This window comes from Nocardiopsis salina YIM 90010, from assembly GCF_000341025.1.
GTDB lineage: Bacteria > Actinomycetota > Actinomycetes > Streptosporangiales > Streptosporangiaceae > Nocardiopsis > Nocardiopsis salina.
On the sequence record NZ_ANBF01000124.1, the window covers coordinates 94,331 to 111,355 of the forward strand.

The 17,025-nt window shown below is 69.2% G+C and carries 12 protein-coding genes; 4 read left to right on the forward strand and 8 right to left on the reverse strand.

Going from position 1 to position 17,025, the window contains the following annotated elements; translation table 11 throughout:
- Positions 1 to 95 precede the first annotated feature (95 nt).
- The 4 genes from D474_RS0114045 (at position 96) to D474_RS0114060 (ending at position 4,218) form a co-directional block, all read left to right on the forward strand.
- Entirely contained in the window at positions 96 to 581 is a 486-nt protein-coding gene (locus tag D474_RS0114045; protein WP_017614192.1) for a Jag family protein, read from the forward strand.
- 862 nt (positions 582 to 1,443) lie between these two features.
- Positions 1,444 to 2,163: a 16S rRNA (guanine(527)-N(7))-methyltransferase RsmG gene (rsmG, locus tag D474_RS0114050; protein WP_017614193.1), complete on the forward strand. Its 720-nt coding sequence runs from the start codon at positions 1,444 to 1,446 to the stop codon at positions 2,161 to 2,163.
- 209 nt (positions 2,164 to 2,372) lie between these two features.
- Positions 2,373 to 3,146 carry a ParA family protein gene (locus tag D474_RS0114055; RefSeq protein WP_017614194.1) on the forward strand — a complete coding sequence of 258 codons (774 nt, stop codon included), beginning with the start codon at positions 2,373 to 2,375 and terminating at the stop codon, positions 3,144 to 3,146.
- 79 nt (positions 3,147 to 3,225) lie between these two features.
- A complete protein-coding gene (locus tag D474_RS0114060) occupies positions 3,226 to 4,218 on the forward strand; it encodes a ParB/RepB/Spo0J family partition protein (protein ID WP_017614195.1) in 993 nt (330 codons plus the stop codon).
- 103 nt (positions 4,219 to 4,321) lie between these two features.
- Here D474_RS0114060 and trxA read toward each other — a convergent pair whose 3' ends face one another.
- The 8 genes from trxA to D474_RS0114100 all read right to left on the reverse strand — a co-directional run bounded on the left by trxA (position 4,322) and on the right by D474_RS0114100 (position 16,873).
- Complete coding sequence (gene trxA / locus D474_RS0114065; protein WP_017614196.1) at positions 4,322 to 4,645, reverse strand: thioredoxin; 324 nt, start codon at positions 4,643 to 4,645, stop codon at positions 4,322 to 4,324.
- A gap of 95 nt (positions 4,646 to 4,740) precedes the next feature.
- Complete coding sequence (gene trxB, locus D474_RS0114070) at positions 4,741 to 5,673, reverse strand: thioredoxin-disulfide reductase (RefSeq protein ID WP_026118478.1); 933 nt, start codon at positions 5,671 to 5,673, stop codon at positions 4,741 to 4,743.
- A gap of 1,242 nt (positions 5,674 to 6,915) precedes the next feature.
- A complete protein-coding gene (locus D474_RS33380; RefSeq protein ID WP_017614198.1) occupies positions 6,916 to 7,422 on the reverse strand; it encodes a hypothetical protein in 507 nt (168 codons plus the stop codon).
- 354 nt (positions 7,423 to 7,776) lie between these two features.
- On the reverse strand, positions 7,777 to 8,403 hold the full coding sequence (gene sigM, locus D474_RS0114080; protein WP_017614199.1) for an RNA polymerase sigma factor SigM: 627 nt from the start codon (positions 8,401 to 8,403) through the stop codon (positions 7,777 to 7,779).
- A 40-nt stretch (positions 8,404 to 8,443) separates the two neighbouring features.
- Positions 8,444 to 9,985 (reverse strand): protein kinase family protein, encoded by a 1,542-nt coding sequence (locus D474_RS0114085; protein ID WP_017614200.1) that lies wholly within the window; start codon positions 9,983 to 9,985, stop codon positions 8,444 to 8,446.
- Between the two features lie 276 nt (positions 9,986 to 10,261).
- Entirely contained in the window at positions 10,262 to 12,148 is a 1,887-nt protein-coding gene (gene murJ, locus D474_RS0114090) for a murein biosynthesis integral membrane protein MurJ (protein WP_026118479.1), read from the reverse strand.
- Between the two features lie 73 nt (positions 12,149 to 12,221).
- Positions 12,222 to 14,048 (reverse strand): murein biosynthesis integral membrane protein MurJ, encoded by a 1,827-nt coding sequence (murJ, locus tag D474_RS0114095; RefSeq protein ID WP_017614202.1) that lies wholly within the window; start codon positions 14,046 to 14,048, stop codon positions 12,222 to 12,224.
- A 176-nt stretch (positions 14,049 to 14,224) separates the two neighbouring features.
- Entirely contained in the window at positions 14,225 to 16,873 is a 2,649-nt protein-coding gene (locus D474_RS0114100; protein ID WP_017614203.1) for a DUF6049 family protein, read from the reverse strand.
- Positions 16,874 to 17,025 lie beyond the last annotated feature (152 nt).

Consider the following 17,025-nt stretch of genomic DNA (forward strand, 5'->3'; position numbering starts at 1 on the left):
CGCGTACGCGGGCGACAATGCCCTGAAGGTCACGACGTGAACGAGGAGACGGGATCGCTGTGGGACGTAGCGAGGAAGAGAGCGGTGGAGTAGCGGTGGCAGAGGCGCCTGGGTCCGGTATCGACGTCGAAGCTCTGGAGAACGAGGGCGACATCGCCGCGGACTACATCGAGGGCCTCCTCGACATCGGTGACTTCGACGGGGACATCGACATGGACGTCGAGGGCGACCGAGCTCTCGTCTCCGTGGTCGGTGCGACTCTCGACGAGCTCATCGGTGACGACGGTGAGGTCCTGGAATCGCTCCAGGAGCTGACCCGCTTGGCCGTGCACCGGGCCACGGGTGAGCGCAGCCGCCTGATGCTCGACATCGGGGGGTACCGCGAGGGGCGGCGCAAGGTGCTCTTCCAGGTCGGCACGGACGCTGCGGACAAGGTCAAGGAGAGCGGGGAGTCCCACTCCCTGGAGCCCATGACCCCGTTCGAACGCAAGGTCGTGCACGACGCCGTCGCCGCTGCGGGGCTGACGAGCGAGTCGGAGGGCGAGGAGCCCAATCGGTACGTGGTGGTCAACCCCGCTTGAAGGCCGCACGCAGAATTCGGGGCGTCGGTGCGAGAGCACCGGCGCCCCTTGTCGTGTCCGGACCTGTTTCACGTGAAACACATGCGCTGGCCGCTGTCGACGCGGAGTCGCCGCCCCCCTGTTTCACGTGAAACAGGGGGGCGGCGTGTCGTCAGGTCGACATGGTGACGGGTCGCTTCGGGGTGGATCTCTGCCCCCGTTCAGCAACTGGTGTCCCGCGCCGTCCTTCCCGCCTCATCGCGCATGCGCCAGAGCCCTGGTCTCGTGTCGACATGGACATCTATCGGCCTGTCGTTTCACGTGCAACCGCGTAGGGGTGTCGGGCGCCGGAGGGGCGCCCGGCTTCGGAGGGTGGCGAGTGTCCTCGGGCCGGCTGTCCGGGGCTCGGTATCGGGTGTTTGTGCCGGCGCCATGCTTCACTCATGTGCCTCTGCTGCTGTGGCTCAGCGGCGAGACGACCTCCTGCAGTTTCACGTGAAACCGTTCGCCGACTCATGGTCATGTCGACATGGCGGCCGCGGGAGGGTGAAAAACGGGTGACGAGTGGTGGGGCGCAGGCCTCTTCGGCGGGGCGACACCGTATCGCCTTGTCGCCATGGCGACTTGCGGGTCCATGCCCAACTCGACCCGCTTCCGAGCTCCCTGTTTCACGTGAAACAGGGCCGATGAAACACCCGATCCCCGAGTCGGCGGTGATGGCGGCGCGGTGTCCCGCATAAGATCGACGGGGGCGACCCGACGGTGGTCGGCCTCAAGAACCCCTGCCCCACGCACCCCGTTCGGCCGCGCCGGGAGAGTCCGCGCCCGGGTGGCCGCGTAAGCATGGAAATGACTATGGACGAGTACCGACAGGTGGTGTCCGATGACCTCGGGGCCTGACGTCCCGCCCGCTGCCGAAGCCCCGCCGCAGGAGGCGGAGGCTGTCTTCGGTGACTCCTTGACCAAGGCCCGCCGTTACGCGGATCTGCTTGCGGACGACGGCGTCCGCAGGGGGCTCATCGGCCCGCGTGAGGTCCCGCGCCTTTGGGGGCGGCACCTGATCAACTGCGCTGTCGTGGAGGAGGTCCTCCCGGAGGGGGCCGACGTGATCGACGTGGGGTCGGGTGCCGGACTACCCGGGGTGGTTCTCGGGCTGATGCGCCCCGATCTCAACGTGACGCTCCTGGAACCGCTCTTGCGTCGTACGGTCTTTCTCGAGGAAGCGGTGGAGACGCTCGAGCTGTCCAACGTGCAGGTGCGTCGCGGTCGTGCCGAAGAGGTGCGTGGCGATCTTTCGGCAGACTTCGTGACCGCCCGTGCGGTCGCTCCGTTGGGTCGGCTCGCGGGGTGGTCACTGCCGCTCCTGCGTAAGAACGGGAGTCTTCTCGCGCTCAAGGGAGAGCAGGCCGAGGCCGAACTGGAAGCCGCAGAGAAAGACGTTTCAAAATTGCGGCCAAGTGTTAGCGATGTGATCCGGGTGGGCCGGGGTAAAGTCGATCCCGCTACCACGGTCGTTCGCGTCACGGTGACATCCGACGGTGGTCCGCCCCCCGGGTCTCAGAAGCCGAGGGGCGGCAAGAAGAAGCGCGGACGGAAGAGGTGAACTCATTCGTGCCCCAGTACCCAGCCGACCAGGCCGCTGTTTCACGTGAAACAGCGGCGGGCGCCTACGGTGATCTGCTCGACGGCGACGGTGTTTCACGTGAAACACGTACGCCCGCGGCACCGAAGACACCCCTGGCTCACGCCGCCCATACTGCCACGTCCACACGCGGGCAGAAGGAAGTGTGGCCGCGCCCCGAGCGTTGCCGCGTGATCAGTGTGGCCAACCAGAAGGGCGGCGTCGGCAAGACCACTACGACGGTCAACATCGCCGCCGCTCTCGCGATGCACGGGCAGCGTGTGCTCGTGGTCGACCTCGACCCCCAGGGGAACGCCTCAACAGCGCTCGGTGTCGAGCGCGACAACCAGACCCGGTCCATCTACCACTGCCTGGTGGAGGACGAAGAGATCCGTAAACTGGCGCAGCCGGTCCCCGACATCCCCAACCTGTGGTGTGCGCCGGCCACGATCGACCTGGCGGGCGCCGAGATCGAGCTCGTCTCCCTCGTCGCACGCGAGGCACGACTCAAGCGTGCTTTCAGCGCTTATGACACCTCCGAGCTGGACTACATCCTCGTGGACTGCCCTCCCTCGCTGGGCCTGCTCACTGTCAACGCGATGGTCGCCTGCGACGAGGTCATGATTCCGATCCAGTGTGAGTACTACGCGCTGGAAGGCCTGGGTCAGCTTCTGCGGAACGTGGAACTCGTGCAGTCCCACCTGAACCCCGGCCTGTCCATCAGTACGATCCTGCTGACGATGTACGACGGCCGCACCCGCCTTTCCCAGCAGGTCGCCGACGAGGTCCGGTCCCACTTCGGTGAGGTCGTCCTCAACACGGTGGTTCCGCGCAGTGTGCGGGTCTCCGAGGCACCGAGTTACGGCCAGTCGGTCATGACCTACGACCCGTCATCGACGGGTGCGTCCGCATACTCGGACTCCGCGCGGGAGATGGCCCATCGCGCGCCGAACGCCGGTCGTTGACGGGTCGGTCGTTTCCGTGTTCTCGGGGTGGCCCCGGGGTGCACGACGTTCGCACGAAGGAATCTGGAGGGAATTGCCGGTGAGTCAGCAGCGGCGCGGGCTGGGCAAGGGACTGGGGGCGCTCATCCCGCAGGGGCCGGCGGCCCCCGCGCCGTCCGAGGGCGGTGAGGCCCCCGAGCCGGCCCCCGTTCCGGAGGTCCCCGAGGTCGTCGACGTGACCCCGGAGGATCCGGCGGGGTTGGCCGACGGGACGTATCTGGAAGAGGTGGAGCTCGGCGCGATCACACCGAACCCCCGGCAGCCACGGGTCAACTTCGACGACGAGGCGCTCGAGGAGCTGCGTGACTCGATCGTCGAGGTCGGCCTCCTGCAGCCGGTGGTGGTGCGCAAGATCGCCGTCGAGGACGGCGTGCAGCGCTACGAGCTCATCATGGGTGAGCGCCGTTGGCGGGCCAGCAAGGAGGCCGGTCTCGAGCGCATCCCCGCGATCGTGCGCAGCACGGGCGACGACGAGTTGCTCAGGGACGCGCTCCTGGAGAACCTCCAGCGCCAGGAGCTCGACCCGCTGGAGGAGGCCGCTGCATACCAGCAACTGTTGGACGACTTCGGAGCCACCCACGGCGAACTCGCCCAGCGGTTGGGCCGGTCGAGGTCGCACATCACGAACACTCTCCGGTTGCTCAACCTGCCGCCCAAGGTGCAGACACGGGTGAGTGCCCGTGTGCTGAGCGCAGGCCACGCGCGGGCGCTGCTGGCTGTGGAAGACCCGGACCTGCAGGAGCGGCTCGCCGAGCGGATCAACCTCGAAGGCATGTCGGTGCGCTCCCTTGAGGAGACCATTGCTCTGCAGAAGAGCGGTCACGGTGTCGAGGACCACGACCGCACACGGCGTAACACCGGGCGTCCGGCCCCGCCACCGCAAGCGGAGGAGTGGGCCACGCGTCTGTCCGACCGTTTCGACACCACGGTGAAGGTCGACTTCGGAAAGAAGAAGGGGAAGATCGTCGTCGAGTTCGCGACGATGGAGGACCTCGAGCGCATCATGGAGCAGATGGACGGTCGCGCCTCCTGACCGTCCGCCCGCGGTGTTTCACGTGAAACACCGCGCATGGAAGAGGCCCCGGAGCGGTTCGCATCCACTCCGGGGCCCTCGTGTTTCCGGGGACCTCTGCGGGTCACAGGAACTCGGCGAGCTCCTTCTCCAGGACGCGCTTGGGCTTGGCGCCGATGAGCTGCTTGACGACCTCGCCGTCCTTGTAGACGTTCATGGTCGGCAGAGACATGACGTTGTAGGTGCGGGGGGTGTCGGGGTTCTGGTCGGTGTTGATCTTGACGACCTCGATCTTGTCGCCGTACTCCTCCGCCAGCTTGTCCAGAACCGGGGCCATCTGTTTGCACGGCCCGCACCAGTCCGCCCAGAAGTCCACGAGGACGGGCTTGCTGTTGGAGAGGACGTCGTCCTTGAAGGACGCGTCTGTGGTGGTCTTGACGTTGGACATGGTTCTCCTCGGTTGGCGGAACGTGAGGGGTCTGGTCTCGGCGCCGCGGTCACCCCTGGGAGACGGGGACCGCGGCCGCGTGGTCGAGCGGGGTGTCAGTTACCCATCGCGGCGAGGTGGCGCTCGGCGTCCAGCGCGGCCGAGCAGCCGGTCCCGGCGGCGGTGACCGCCTGGCGGTACTCGTGGTCGACGACGTCGCCGGAAGCGAAGACGCCGGGGAGGGTGGTGCGGGTGGAGGGGAACTCCACCTTCACGTAGCCTTCCTCGTCGAGCTCGAGCTGCTTGTCGAACAGCTCGACGCGGGGGTCGTGGCCAATGGCGACGAAGAGGCCGGTCACCTCCAGGGTGCCGGACTCGCCGGTCTTGTTGTTGTAGGTCTTCAGGCCCGTGACACGCTCCTCACCGAGCACCTCGGTGACCTCGGTGTCCCACACGAAGCTGATCTTCTCGTTGGCGTGGGCGCGCTCGGCCATGATGGCGCTGGCGCGCAGCTCGTCGCGGCGGTGGACGACCGTGACGGACTTGGCGAAACGCGTGAGGAAGAGGGCCTCCTCCATCGCGGTGTCGCCGCCGCCGACCACGGCGATGTCCTGGTCCCGGAAGAAGAATCCGTCGCAGGTGGCGCACCAGGAGGTGCCCCGACCGGAGAGCTCCTTCTCACCGGGCACCCCCAGCTCGCGGTAGCCCGACCCCGTGGAGAGGATGACGGTGTGGGCGTAGAAGGTCTCGCCGCCGGCGACGACCTCCTTGACCGGCTTGGTGAGGTCTGCCTCGGTCACGTCCTCGGGGACGAGCTCGGCGCCGAAGCGCTCGGCCTGCTTGCGCATGTTGTCCATGAGGTCGGGCCCCATGATCCCGTCGGGGAATCCGGGGAAGTTCTCCACGTCGGTCGTGTTCATGAGCGCGCCACCGGCGGTGATGGAACCCTCGAAGACCAGCGGGCGCAGCTCGGCGCGTGCTGCGTAGACGGCCGCGGTGTACCCCGCGGGCCCGGAACCGATGATGATCACATTGCGGACGTCACTCACGCTCGTTGGCCCTTCGCACAATCGCTGCCCCGGCCACCCGGCGTGACCTCGGGGAGAATGGTTAGCACAACCGATGGTAAGCGTCCGGCTATTCCCGATCGGACAGGGCCTCCGTGTACGGGGGAGGGGTATACCAGTACAAGCGCAGGACAGGACCCGTGGAGGCCCCCTCGCTGTCCCCCAGGCGGCGCTCAGGTGTCCCTGCGGCGGGCGCGGGAGGCCGATCCGGACCCGAGCGCGATCAGACCCGCCCCGAGCCCCACAGGGCGTTCGTGGCCGCGATCGGGTCGAGCGCAATCGGGTCGGCCGGAGGTCCCGGGAAATCCGCAGCACCGCGCTCGTACGACCGACGCGACCGCCTCCCTCGTGCACCTCCTCGGCGATCCGACCACCGCGGTGCACGCCGCTGGTCTCACCGCCGAGGTGAGCGGTCGCCCGGAGCACGGGGAGCTGTCCGCCATGGCCGACACGACTGCCCGCAGGGTCGTGCAGGAGGCCCTCACGAACGCGCTCGCTCACACCCTGCCCACACTGGGACCGTGTGGAGTTCCCCCTCGACGCGGACGGCCTCACTGTGATGTGGCCGGGACGGAGCGGCCCCGAACTGGAGGGACGGCAGCGGGCTCGTGGGGATGCGCGAGGCACAGGTCGGCAGGGCGACAGGACGCCACGTCCGCACAGAGGCATGTCGACACAGGCGTGGCGGTGCTGACCACCTTCGGCGAGGCCCCGAACGTCTTCGCCGCACACGCCTCGGGGCGGCCTGGTTCTTGCTCGAGGACGCCGCCCCCGACGAACTGCGCGGGGCCGTCCGAACGGTTGCAGCGGGGGAGGCGTTGCTCTCGCCGGCATCACCCGCAGGGTCGTCGAGCGGGTGGTGTCCTCGGTCCCGTCCCCCGGAGCGGAGGAACGGCTCTCAGTACTGACCGGGCGGGAACGTGATGTGCCGGCCTCTGGCCGGCCGCGGCATGTCCGACAGGGAGACCGGACAGCATCGGCACCTGAGTCCGGAGACCGCCCGCACCCACGTGGGGTGTCTGATCGCCGAGTTGCACGCACGCGACCGGGCCGCCCTCGTCGTCATCGCCCACGAGAAGGGGCTGGTGTCCCGGGAAGACCGGGTAGGGGCGCGGAACGGCAGTACGGGTCGACGTGTCGACACACGGACATCCCGACAGGGACGGCGGAGCTCGGAGGAGACGGATCGCCAGGACGCTCTGTCGACAGAACGATCTGGCGGCATCAGGCCGACTCGATGGTCTCCTGGTCCAGGATGCTCTCCCCGACCTCGTCGGCCCGGTCGCAGCCGGCCTCGATCACGAGCACCTCGACGTCGTCGCCGTCGGGCGCGAACATGACCCAGGCCGAGTCCGGGGAAGCGCCGTACAGTGCGTCGTCGACCAGCACCACCCGCAGGTCCAGCTCCTCGGCAGCACCGGTCGCGCAGGCCTCGGTACCCGGCGGAACGGTCGACTCGGCCGGCAGCGGCTCTTCCTCCGACGCTCCGCCCACGGGGGAGCGGTCCAGGGTCTCGGAGGCCTGCTCGGCGAGGGCCTCACCGGTGTAGGAGGTCCCGCTCCGCACGAGCTCGGGTGTGTATGCCTGCGCGGTGTCGGGAGCCGACTCGTGCCCGGCCTCGGGGTCGTCCGCGAGCGGGGCGGCGGCGCTCTGGTCGTCCTCCTGGGTGAGGACCCCGTTGACCACGGCGGCACCTCCACCAGCGACGAACACCGCGGCAGCGGCAGCCATCCTNGCGCTTGCGGTGTTCGGACAGGCTCGCGACCGGAGCGCCCTCGGGCGGCAGCGGTTCGGCTACAGGTACCTCCGACGGTCCTGGTTCGGAAGAGGCGCCGGTGGTCTCCGCGGGGTCGACCGCGCGGTCGCGGACGGCCTCGGCGATCTGCTGTTCGAGGCGGTCGGCCACGTCCTGGGGAAGTTCGGGGGCCGGCGCTGCGGCCAGGACCTGGGAGACGTTGGACAACTCGTCCAGGGTCTTCGAGCACTCTTCACAGGACTCGACGTGCAGGGCGACGTTGCGTTCCTCGTCCGGCTCCAGGAGCCCTTCGGCGAAGAAGGCGAGTGCCTCCACCTCGGGATGGGACGTCACGATGGATTGGCACCTCCTCTCTCAGATGTGACGTCTCGAGAGGACCGAGGGTTCCTCAGATGCGCGAGCGAGGGGAGGAGTTTCGCGCGCCCTCGCGCACAACGGCTCTTGACCGTGCCCGAAGCCACCTCGAGGATCTCGGCGGCCTCCTCCACCCGGTATCCGAGCATGTCGACGAGGGTCAGGGCCATGCGCTGGTCGATCGGGAGGTCCTTCAGTGCGGCACGCACGACCAGGCGGGTCTCGGTACGGGCGGCGTGGTCGTGCGTGCGGCCCCCGCGCAGGTCCTGGTCGTTGGCGAGCACGTCGAGCGTCTCGCCCTCCGTCGGGGTCGCGGGGCGGACCTTGCGGCGCCGCAGGCGGTCGTGGCAGGCGTTGACGACGATGCGGTGCATCCAGGTGCTGACCTGCGCTTCACCCCGGAACCGGCCCGCCGCGCGGAAGGCGGACAGGAACGCGTCCTGCAGAGCGTCGGAAGCTTCCTCCGGGTCGGACATGATGCGCACGGCGACAGCCCAGAGGCGCTCGCGGTGACGCCGCACCAGGACCGCGAAGGCCTGGCCGTCGCCGTCTGCGTGCCTCGTCAGAAGCTCACGGTCGGAGAGCTCGTGGACCGACTCCATCAGCGCTGATCACATACCCCACGTTCGGACGCCGCGTTCCTCACTCTTGGATGCCGCGTACCTCGACCTCGTTCACTGTTCCGCGGAAGGTCCCGCCGTCGGACGGCATCTCGACGAACCAGACCACGACGTACTGCCCGGAAACGGGGTCGTCGAGCTCGATGGTCTCCTCGCCGGAGACCTGGCCCTGCCAATGGACCGGGAGGTCGGAGTCCAGGACCTCCTCGCCCTGGTTGGTTTCGGTGCGGGTGTCGCCGACCCGGATCTGCACGCCGTAGGTGTTCTCCGGAACGGTGAGATCGAGCTCGTGCACCTCTTGGCTCTGGCCCATGTCGAGCAGGAGCCCGACACCGGACTTGGTCTGTCCCATGGGGTCCTGATAACCCTCGGTGTTCCAGACCTCGCCGTTGCTCTCCAGGACGTTCGGGGCGTTGTCTCCGTGCTCCCTGCCGTCACCGAGCGGATCGAAACCGTCGGCCTGGGAGATCTGGAGCGCTTCGAGGTCGGCCGATTCCACCTCGTCGTCACTGGTGGAGTCCCCGCTGGGGGAGGCCTCCTCGGACGGGCGCATCATCGACCCGAGGGTCCACGCGCCGGCGACCACACCGACGAACAGGAGCCCGGCCGCCCCCCACACGAGGGCCTTGCGTGCCGTGCTCTGCTGCTGTGGGGAGCGCCGCCGCCCCTTGGGCGAGCCGGCGGGTGCGGCAGCAGNGGGACCGGTCCCGGTGCTGCCGAACTCACCGGTGCGGCGCGAGGTGCCCTGCTCGGGCTCGGGCACCGGTTCGGCCGGGGACACCGGCAGTGGGATGAGCCGGGGCACGTCGGCCATGGCGCGGCAGAAGTCGGCCGGGGTCGTCAGGGCAGGACCGGGCACGACCTGCCCCACCAGCTGCGGCAGGGCTGCGCGGGTGGAGATCGTGGCCAGGGGCTCGGAGATGCCCGGGCGCACCTGGTCGGCGGGCGCGGGGCCGCCGGGGCCCTGGGGTGCCGGCGGCAGCGAGCTCTGCTGGGTTCCGGGCCAGGTACCGGTCAGCGCTGCGTAGAGCAGGTTGCCCAGGCCCTGGGCGTCGGCCCCGGCCGGGTCCTGGACGCCGACACCCAGAAGGGCGGCGTCGACACCGATGCCGGTGACCTTGACCGCGCCGCCGCTGCTCCACATGAGCTTGTCGGGGGTCAGGCAGAGGTGGTGCAGACCGCCCTCGTGGGCGGCCGCGATGGCTTCGGCGGCCTCCGTGACCAGGCCGGCCGCGCGCTCGGGCTCCATGGGGCCCTGGGCGAGCAGGTCGGCGAGGGAGGAACCTATGACCCACTCTTCGACGACGTAGGGCACGGGGGCCGTGTCGTCGGCATCGAAGACCTGTGTGACACGGGAGTCGGGGATCCGGCTCGTGGCGCGTGCGGCGCGCACGGCCTCGGAGGTACGGGGGAAGCCCTCGGTGAAGGTCCACACGGCCACGGGCCGTGCGAGTGTCTCGTCGGTGGCCTTCCATCTGGTGGCACCACCGGTCTCGTTCACGACGTCGTCGAGGCGGTACCGGTTGGCCAGCTTGGCCCCGGGTTCGATCAGGAAGGTGCTCATGATGGGAGTGACGGGCGCCAGTGCCGTGTCTCGCTGTGCATCCCGCTGGGCTCCGGCGTCCTGGGGGACGGGGCGCGGTTCTCGAACGAGGGGGTCATCGGCTCTGAGTGCTGTCCCCAGCCTCCCTTCGGGCAGCTCGGATAAACAATGCGGTAGCGGTTAAGCGGTGCCTGTCCATGCTAGGACGCGTGAACAGCACCTTTGGTGGACAACGGATACTGACCCGCCTTCCGGCTCATTCCGGAGGCCGATCTCCAGGGGGTGTGTTCCCGGTGATCAGCCCCGTCGCAACTTCGCCTTGATCAGATCGAGGAAAGCTGTGACTTCTGTCACCTTCAGGAACTTGGCTGTGATGACGAACAGTACGGCACCCACGACACCTCCGGCCAGCATCGATCCGAGAGCCGGCCACAGGGTTCCGGGCAGGCTCTGGAAGGCGAAGATCATCAACAGTCCGAAAAGCGCCGGCGGGATCGTGGCGAGGTGCAGTCTGAACAGGGTCGATGCCGTGCGGTGGCCGTCCAGACCGTTGAGGCGCTTGTTGAGCAGCCGCCACATGATGATCGACCCCAGGACGTAGTACAGGCCGTACGGCAGCGGCAGCCAGACGACGATGTACTGCGGTTCCATCCACAGAAGCAGGCTGAAGGCGGTCACCGCGTGAGCCGCCTCCGACGGCAGGGCCACCAGGGCGGGCGTGCGGGTGTCGCCGAGCGCGTAGAACACACGCATCTGCAGCTGGAAGAGCGTGAACGGGATCAGCGCCAGGCAGAAGACCATCAGGATCCGGCCGATGGTGGACGCGTCCTCGACCGAAGTACTGCCCTGTGCGTAGATCATCACGCAGAACGGGATCGCGAACACGATCATCGCCACCGAGATCGGCACGATGAGCACCGACGAGAGCCGGAACCCCCGCGAGAAGTCGGCGCGCACCTGGTCCTTGCGCCCGGCGGCCACGTGCTCGCTCATCCGGGGCAGAAGTGCCGTGATCACCGACACTGCGATGATCGCGTACGGCAGCTGGAAGATCATCGATGCGAACTTGTACGCGGCGATCCCGGCGCCCGAGGACCCGGCCTCGGCCGCCATCGCGCCCGCGCGCGTGGCCACGTTGGTGGAGACGAGTGCGCCCACCTGGGCGACCGCGATGTAGAGCATCATCCACGAGGCGGCACCGGCGGCCTCCCCGAGACCGGACCCGCGCAGGTCCAGGCGCGGACGCCACCGGAACCCGGCCGCGGCCAGCGACCAGATCAGCACCGAGGCCTGGACGACCTGGCCGAGCACGGTGCCGAGCCCGAGAAGGGCGATCTGGCTCTGGTTGGCCATGAGGTCCTCGGGGGTCGACCCCGGGCCGGCGATGGCCAGGAACCACAGGCAGATCCCGATGATGACCAGGTTGTTCAGCACCGGCGCCCACATCGGGGCTCCGAACTTGTTCCGCGCGTTGAGCATCGCGCTGGCCAGGCCGCTGGCGCCGATGAAGAAGATCTGCAGCACCAGGAACCGCGCCATGATCACCGCGACGTCGTACTGCGCCCCGGTGAACCCGCCCGCGTAGATGCGGATGAACCACTCCGCGAGGAACACCGACAGAACGGTGATGCCCAGCAGGCCGAGCAGCATCAGGGTGACCAGGCGCTGCTCGGTCCGGTTGCCGCCGTCCTCGTCGAGCTTGCGGCGCTTGACCAGGAAGGGGACGAACACGCTCGCCAACAACCCGCCGATGAGCAGGTCGTAGATCATGAACGGGACCATGTTCGCGGTCTGGTAGGCGTCGCCCAGGAGCTGGGTGCCGATCGCCGCCGCCAGCACGATCGTGCGGACGAACCCCGTGCCGCGGGAGAAGACCGTACCGAGCGCCATGATCGCGCTCGACCTCGCGATGTTTCCCGACCCGGTGTGGGTCGATCCACCGACCTCGTCGCCGTCCTCGAGGCCCGCACGGTCTGCGGTGCCCAGGTCGCCGATCTCGGTCGGGTCCCGGTCGGTGCGCAGGCCGGTCTCCGCCTCGCTCTGCGGTTCGCTGCGCTCGTAGGCGTCGAGCACGTCCTCCGGCATCACGAGTGTGTGCCGTTCTCCGTGCCCGTGCGCCGCTGTCTCGGTCGCCTCGGGATCCCGGGGCTCCGGCGGCTCCTGTCGGGGGTGGTCGCTGGACACCGTCGCGCGGTCCTTCACTAGGTCGAAACTGTCGTGACCCCGGGTGGGGCCCGGTCGGGGGAGGGGGATGGCGTTATCGACGCAGGCGGCCGCGGATGAGTTCCACGGCCGAGGTGAGCTCCTGGACACGCAGCAGTCGGGCCGCCCCGAGGAAGAGCAGCGCCCCGAGGACACAGCCCACGACGGGGGCACCGATGTAGTGGAGCAGGCCGGGGCCAGCGTAGGTGTCGAAGAGGTGGAGCACACCGAAGCCGGCGGCCACGCTCGGGATCGCGGCCAGGTGCAGGCGCAACAATGTGCCAAGGATGTGCTTTCCGTCAAGCCCGCCCAGCCGGTGGCTGAGGATGTTCCCTGCGATGACCAGGCCGGACAGGAACGAGACCATGAAGCCCGCTGCCACACCGGTGACCACGTGCGCAGGCGGGAGCAGCCAGTAGGAGGCGAAGGCCAGGGCGGCGTGTACCGCGAGGTTGGCGATCGCGATCATCGCGGGCGTACGGGTGTCGCCCATCGCGAAGAAGACGCGCAGCATGAGCTGGAAGATGGTGAAGGGAACCAGGCCCAGCGCCATGACCGCGAGGATGTTGCCGATGCTGGCCGCGTCGGCCGCCGAGATCGACCCGCGNAGCGGCTGCGCGAACAGGGCGATCGCGAACGCCATCGGCACCAGCACGAACGCCGAGATCCGGAGGGTGCGCGAGAAGTCCGAGCGCACCATGGTCCAGTTCCGGTCGTCGGCGTGGGCGCTCATCCGGGGCAACAGCACGGTGATGAGGGAGACCGCGATGATCGCGTACGGCAGCTGGAAGAGCTGGTAGGCGAGATTGTAGGCGGTGATGCCCGCACCGACCGCGGCGTCGGGGTCCTGCTCGACAGCGGCGACGTTCGCGGCGTTGGCGATGTTGGTGGTGATCCACAGGCCCGCCTGGGTGAGGAGGGTGTAGAGCATCATCCACCCTGCGGTGCGCAGGGCCTCGCCCAGACCGGAGCCGCGGAGGTCGAGGCGCGGCCGCCAACGGTAGCCGGTACGGGTCAGGGCGACGAACAGCACCAGGGCCTGGAGCGCCATGCCCGCCGCGGTACCTGCACCGAGCAGGGTGAGCTGGCCGTCGGAGACCTCGTCCGGCGTCAGGTCGGGGCCGGCGACCAGCAGGAACATCCCGGCCACGAGCATGATGACGACGTTGTTCAGCACCGGGGCCCACACGGCGGCGCCGAACTTTCCGCGGGTGTTGAGCATGGCGCTGAGCAGACCGCTCATACCCACGAAGAAGATCTGCGTGAGGAGGTAGCGCGCGAGGTACACCGACGCGTCGAACTGTGCCGGGGTGAAACGCGACCCGTACAGGTAGATGAGGAATTCGGCCGCGAGCACAGCCACTGCCGTCAGCGTGAACAGCGCCAGCATCGTGGTGGTGAACAGACGGTCCTCGGTGGCCTTGCCGCCGTCGGCGTCACGTTTACGGCGCTTGACCAGGAACGGCACGATGACGCTCGCCATCAGGCCGCCGATGAGCAGGTCGTTCAGGATGAACGGGATCGTGTGGGCCGTGTGGTAGGCGTCCCCGAGCAGGTGGGTGCCGATGGCCGCGCCCAGCACGATGGTGCGCGCGAACCCGGTGATGCGGGAGGCCATGGTGCCCACTGCCATGACGGCGCTGGACCGCATCATCCCGCCGTCGTCGGAGTTGGCGGCGGCGCTGTGGCCCCCGTCCCCGGGGCCGTCGTCGCCGGACTGCGCGGGCGTCGGCTCGGGGAGCTCACCCTCTTCGTACGAGGGAACGGGGCCGCCGGTGGGCCGGACCGTGCTCTCGCCCGGGAGCGGTCCCTCGACCGTGTCCTGCTGCTGGGGGGAACGTCGGCGGTGTTTGCCGCCGCCGTTCGGGGAGTCGGTGGCCACGGTGGATCAGGCTTCCTTTCGTCCGGCTGGGCAGGCCCCGGTCGGGGCGGGGGAACGGCGCTCGGCCGCTTGTGTCGACATGCGGACACCGGGGCCTGTCGGCACGTGGACGTGTCGACAGGTCGGGAGGTCGGCGAGTCGACTTCTCGACCCGCCGGGGGCGCGGGCCCGGGCACTCATGTGCGGGGGCCGTCCGCCCCGGGAGCGCTGTTTCCCCCATCCTCGTCGGGTGAGGGCGTGCTCGTGTCGTCGTCCGGTGTGCTGTCGGCCTCGGAGGTCTCCCGGTCGGGTGCAGCTTCGTCGGGCTCTTCTGGCTGGTCGGCGTCGGCCCGATCGGTGCCCCCGTCGGTGTCCGCGTCCTCGGAAGGCCCGCCGGTCTCCTCGGCCTCGGAGCTTTCGCCGCTCTGGTCGGAACCCTCGGACCCTGCCTCGTCGCTGTCGTCGCCGGCCGGCGCCCCGGTGCCGTCGGAGCTCTCCGTCTCCTCGGCCCCCTCGCCGTCCCCGGGCGGGCCGCCGGCCGCGGCGGCGGAGGACTTCGACGACGAACGCGCCCACTTGCGCACCGCACGCGGCGCGAGCGCGGCCACCAGGATCAGCACGCCGATCCCGCTGATCAGCAACGCCTGGGTGCCCAGGCCCGTCGCGTTCACCGGAATCTCCGTGTCCTGGGCGTTGATGGGCTCTCCCGCGGAGTTGTGCAGGCTCGTGTGAAGCACCGTCCGGCCGTTGACCCGCGCCGACAGCGGTACATACACGGTCGTCTTCGCGCCCGGAGCGATCTCGAAGGAGTCGGTGTAGCTCTCCACCGTCAGCCGCTCGGAGTTCTCCGAGAACACCGAGAGGGTCACGTAGACCGACTCGTCCTCGAGGTCGTTGGCGACCAGGATTCCGGTGATGCCGGTCCGGCTCGCCAAGGTCACCGGCTCACCGGGGATGATGCGCACCGAGTCGAGGCCGTCCTGGACGTCCTGCGCCACCAGCGTGCGCATCGCACCGGCCAGGGCCTCCTCGTCGCGCCAGTACACGGACGAAAGGCGCAGCAGGGCTGGGCGGAAGGGGTCGTTGTCCTCGACCAGGATGCTGTTGAACATCCGCACGTCGCGGTTGACGTCCTGGATCTGGCCCAGGTAGGTGGAGCTGAGCTCGGTGTCGTAGGCGGACTCGGGGTAGGTCAGGTCGCCGCGGGTGTCCTCCCGCTCGTCCTCCGGCCGGAGTTCGACGTCGTCGAGGTTCTCTGGGTTGAGCCACGGGAGGGACTCGGTCGCCTCCAGCACCCCGGATGCGAACTCCTCACCCGGGTCCCACTGGGCCTCCGGGGAGGCGACGACCACCCGGTCGCCGCCCGTGTTCTCACCGGCGATCATCGCGGTCTCGGCTGCGAACCGCTGCAGCGCCAGAGCCGATTCGCCTTGTGTCTCCGAAGGCATCGACAGTACTTCGGTCAGGCCGGGGTCGCTCATCAGTGCGACGTCCTCGCCGTCCCCGGTGGGGGAGGAGAGCGCGTCCTGGGCGGAAGGTGTCGTCGACAGCCACGACGCGGGCGGCATCGCGCTTCCGTCCAACAGGAAACGGTCCGCACCGGCCTCGGAGAACAGCTCGTGCATGGAGTCGTCCATGAGGCCGCCGGGCGGGAGCGCGTACGACTCGTCCGGCACCAGCTCCAGGGCCTCCATGGTGGCCTCCCGGCCGATGCGGATGGAGGCCTCGGCGTCCGTGTCGATGTCGTTGCGCAGCATCGCGGCCAGGTCGGGGTTGGCGTACGGGGATGCCACGACGGTGTCGGCCGGAAGGACCCGGCGGGCCTCGCGCAGCCACACCTGGGCCGCCTCGTCTGCCTCGTGGCCGTGCCGGACCGGCTCGGACTCGGCCGGGACCGCAAGCACGTCGTCGAGCACCTCGAAGTCGTCGGAGGCAGCGCGGGTCACGTCGTCGAGCGTGCCCGGGTCGACCGCCCAGGTCACCGGAACGCCCTCTGAGCGTGTCGGCTCGGGTTCCTCCTCGTCCTCGTCCTCGGTCTCCTCGGCTTCCTCCTCGGTCGGGGAAGCGTCGTCGGCGGGCGAGGGGTCCGGGGTCTCCTCGGCGGTGGCCGCGTCTTCCTCGGGAGGACCCTCTTCGGGGTCCTGCTCGGGCTCCTCCTCGGGGGAGGTCTCCAGGTCCAGCACCTCCGGCAGGTCGTCGTCGCCGGGGTCGAAGTCGACCGGCACCTGCGCGCCCGCGGCCAGCAACCGGCCCAGGCGACCCTGCTGTTCCAACGACTCGGGCATGGAGTCGGTGAGGAAGGTGTCGTCGTCGGCGCGCTGCGGGGTGTCCATGAGCGGCCACACCCAGGCCAGGTCGATCTCGGGTGCGTCGTCGTCCGAGTCGAGGTGGGGGAGGAACGTGTACTGGGACCCGATCACCGTCCCGTCGCCGTCGACCGCCTCGATCATCATCGGGAACACGCCGTACCCCGACAGCCCGAGGTCGTCCACGTCGGTGCTGAGTGCGTACCCCTGACCGGCGTCGGGGACCATCTCCTCGGAGACCTCCTCCTCGGGTCCGGTGGCGTCGGGCTGCCAGCCGTTCCCGGAGGCGAACTCGTCCAGCTCGTCGCGGTCGCTGAAGGGGTGCCGCGAGTAGCGCATGCGTACGGACACCTCCGACACCTCTTCGTCGGTGGTGTTGGTCACCTGGCCACTGACGCGCAGGGTGGCGTCCTCCTCGACCACGTCGGGTGTGATGCTGTCCACGACGAGTGGATCGACGGTGTCCTCGTCGGGCGCGGCCGCCGCGGGCGGGAGTGTGCCCGGTATCGGGAGCAGCGCGGTGGTCAGGGCCATGACCACCGATGCGGAGGCAAATCGACGCAACGCTTGACCGGTTTCCTGCTCGGGTCCGTAAGGGCCGTACCGCCGGAGGATATGGGTGCGGCAGGGGCGGTGACGGCGGATACCCGCACGGCGCACTCGGCGGACGCGGGCCGGGCGGGCGCGAAGGA